This window comes from Psychrobacter sp. FME13, assembly GCF_014861395.1.
Lineage (GTDB): Bacteria > Pseudomonadota > Gammaproteobacteria > Pseudomonadales > Moraxellaceae > Psychrobacter.
This window is the reverse complement of the sequence record NZ_RRYV01000376.1, coordinates 1-545: the sequence shown is the minus strand read 5'-3', so window position 1 is coordinate 545 and position 545 is coordinate 1. Positions and strand designations below refer to the sequence as shown.

Annotated in this window: 1 protein-coding gene; it reads left to right on the top strand. The window is 48.6% G+C overall.

Annotation, left to right across the window (positions count from 1 at the left end):
• Positions 1-545: IS256 family transposase (locus tag EI164_RS16665; protein ID WP_192521067.1), on the top strand; the 545-nt coding region annotated here is incomplete at both ends.

The window sequence follows — 545 nt, the reverse complement described above, 5'->3', positions numbered from 1 at the left end:
TACGCCAAAGGTCAAACCACTACTGAGATTGTCGAAACCATCAAGGACATCTACGACGTCGACATCTCAAGCAGCTTGGTTTCCAGAGTCACTGACAACATCTTGGATGACATCACCGCTTGGCAGAACCGGCCACTGAGCAGCGTCTATCCTATCGTCTACTTAGACTGCATTGTCGTCAAAGTTCGTCAGGACAAGCAGATCATCAACAAAGCTATCTATCTGGCCTTAGGCGTTGCTCTTGATGGTAAAAAAGAGCTGCTTGGCATGTGGCTATCAGAGAACGAGGGCGCTAAATTCTGGCTTGGTGTTCTCACTGAGCTACAAAACCGCGGGGTTCAAGATATTCTTATTGCCTGTGTCGATGGTTTAAAAGGCTTCCCTGATGCCATCAATACGGTCTACCCTAACGCTCAGGTTCAGCTGTGTATCGTGCATATGGTGCGCTATTCGATGAAGTTCGTACCTTGGACGGACAAGAAGGCCGTAGCAGCTGATTTAAAGGCCATCTACGGTGCTGATACGCTTGAGATGGCAGAGGCCAA